General features: G+C 72.4%; 4 protein-coding genes. All 4 read right to left on the bottom strand.

What is annotated here, in order from left to right; genetic code table 11:
- Nucleotides 1–644, bottom strand: a 644-nt coding sequence (locus ACFFNX_RS48415) for a glycosyltransferase (protein WP_378213191.1), incomplete at its 3' end; no start/stop codon positions are given.
- Nucleotides 644–1,012, bottom strand: a complete 369-nt coding sequence (locus ACFFNX_RS48410) for a hypothetical protein (protein WP_378213190.1) — start codon at nt 1,010–1,012, stop codon at nt 644–646. The genes ACFFNX_RS48415 and ACFFNX_RS48410, both read right to left, overlap by 1 nt.
- Nucleotides 1,009–1,734, bottom strand: a complete 726-nt coding sequence (locus tag ACFFNX_RS48405) for a hypothetical protein (protein WP_378213189.1) — start codon at nt 1,732–1,734, stop codon at nt 1,009–1,011. Before ACFFNX_RS48405 ends, ACFFNX_RS48410 begins: the two co-directional genes overlap by 4 nt.
- Nucleotides 1,735–1,744: 10 nt before the next feature.
- Nucleotides 1,745–2,086, bottom strand: a 342-nt coding sequence (locus tag ACFFNX_RS48400; RefSeq protein WP_378213188.1) for a glycosyltransferase, incomplete at its 5' end; no start/stop codon positions are given.

Raw genomic sequence — 2,086 nt, 5'->3', positions numbered from 1 at the left:
AGCAGGAACCCGACGCCCTTCTTGTTCTTGAGCTGCCCGACGAGGCCGAGGACACGGCGGCCGGGCGCGACGGCGGAGGCCCGCCACGCCGCCGCGCGGGACCGCTCGGAGGGCAGGATCTCCCAGTTCGCCGTGTCGATCCCGTTGGCCACCCAGGTCACGGCCGCCCCGGGCACGAGCGCGGAGACCAGCGGCGCGTGCGAGCGGGCGACCACGCAGACGCGTGCCGAGGCGCGCAGCGCGCTCATCAGCGTCTCGCGGCGGCGCAGCGAGAAGACCCCGGTGTCGAAGTCGTTGCCGCGCAGGCAGGTGACCAGCGGCACGCCGAGCCAGGCGGCGATGACCGGCGCGCCCAGCAGCGCGTACGTGCCGCCGAACGCGACGACGTGCGTGTAGGAACGGCCGGCGAGCATGGTCCAGAGCCGGCGCAGCGCGTGCTCGGGGCTGTCGCCGAGCGGCGCGGTCAGCAGCCGGCCGCCGTACTCCCGCTCGCTCCCCCACGGCCGGTCACGCCGGGTCAGGTGCGCGACGTCGACCTCCACGTCCGCGTCGGCGTCGCGCAGGCCGCGGACGATCCGGTCGCACGACTCGGCCATGCCGCCGCGGCTCGGCGGATAGTGCTCGGTGAGCCACAGGACGCGCATCAGCTGTCGTCCCAGCCGCCGTCGCCGGAGTCGCCGCCGACGTCCCCGCCGATGTCGAAACCGTCATCGCCCGGGTCGGAGTCGTCGCCCTGGTCGAAACCGTCCCGGTCGTAGCTGTCGTAGGTGTCGTACAGGACCGGGTCGCCGTAGTCGTAGGAGGTCCGCTGGTAGTACGAGCGACGGAAGCCGCGCGCCCAGCCCCGCCCGTACGGGTCGGCGTAGCCCTGGGCGCCGGAGCACTCCGGGCACCGGCCCTGGGCGTCGGCGTGCTCGGCGCACACCGGGCGGCCGCAGTGGCACACGGTGACCGAAGGCCGGTCGCAGCGGCCGAGGATGAAGAATCCGGTGGTCGCTCCGCAGGGGTTCACGCGGTCCTCCCGGAGGTCTGCGGCGGGGTCCAGCGGAACAGCTCGGTGACGACCGTGAGGATCGCCCGGAACTGGTCGTCCTGCCCCGGGACCTGGGGCAGCTTGCCGGTCGCGACCAGTGTGGTCCGCCTGCCGTTCTTGATCCGCAGGCCGACCCAGCCGGGCGGCGCGGTCGCCGGGCGCCGTGCCGTGGCGCCCTTCGCCAGCGTGCGCCTGGCCTCGATCCGCTGCACGGCCTTCTTCTTGGTCTTGATCTTGTGCTTCCCGCGAGGGGTGACCTTGGAGATCCTCCGATGCCGGATCCGGTCGGTGACCTGGATCTCGACCACGCTGCCGTCCGTCAGCTCCGCGCGGACCCGGAGCCAGGGGTCGACGACGAACCACTGGGTGAGCTTACGAACCCGGCCGCTGACGGGCAGGTCGTTCTTGGGGCCGGTCTTGTCCCCCGCCTTCGGCCCGCGAAAGTCGGCCGTGACGCCGATCGTGCCGCCGGGCCCGGTGTCCTCCGACAGTGCCTGGATCAGCGGTACGAGCACTTCCGTCGCCCGCGGCGGCATTCGCCATTTCCGGCGCCTCACCGTCGTCTCGTGCCGGGAAAGGCTCGCAAGGACGTTCGCCCACTCTCCGGGAGGAGCCGACGCCGAGACCGTGCGTTCCAGGGTCAGCCGCTGGTGCACGGGGTGGAAGCGGCCGATCGCTTCGCGTGTCTTCCGCCAGAACATGAGCCGGACACTACCAACCGTGGATGCTCAAATCTTCGGTCAAACCACGATAAATACTGGTCATTTCCGCCCGCGTCGTACTCCAAGAAAAGTCGTCCCGTACGCGGCGCCGGCCGCGCTCCCCCATCGCCCGCGCCGCGTCCGGGTACTCCAGCAGCACGCGGATCGCACGCGCCAGTTCCGCGGGCCGGTCCGGGGCGACCAGGCGGCCGTGCGCGCCGTCGGCCATGATCTCGCGTACGGCGGGCAGCCCGGACGCGACCACCGGCGTGCCGGCGGCCATCGATTCGAGGATCTTCAGCGGCGCGCAGCCCTGGTCGACGTTGCGCGCGCAGCCGGTCAGCGGCGCGAC

The organism is Actinoallomurus acaciae (genome assembly GCF_042429965.1).
GTDB classification, from domain to species: domain Bacteria; phylum Actinomycetota; class Actinomycetes; order Streptosporangiales; family Streptosporangiaceae; genus Actinoallomurus; species Actinoallomurus acaciae.
The sequence above is the reverse complement of the archived record's forward strand: the minus strand, read 5'-3'. Positions and strand labels throughout refer to the sequence as shown.

Excerpts from the sequence above, each read along its gene's own strand:
- ACFFNX_RS48405 (WP_378213189.1), bottom strand. The coding sequence starts at position 1,734 with ATGTTCTGGCGGAAGACACGCGAAGCGATCGGCCGCTTCCACCCCGTG.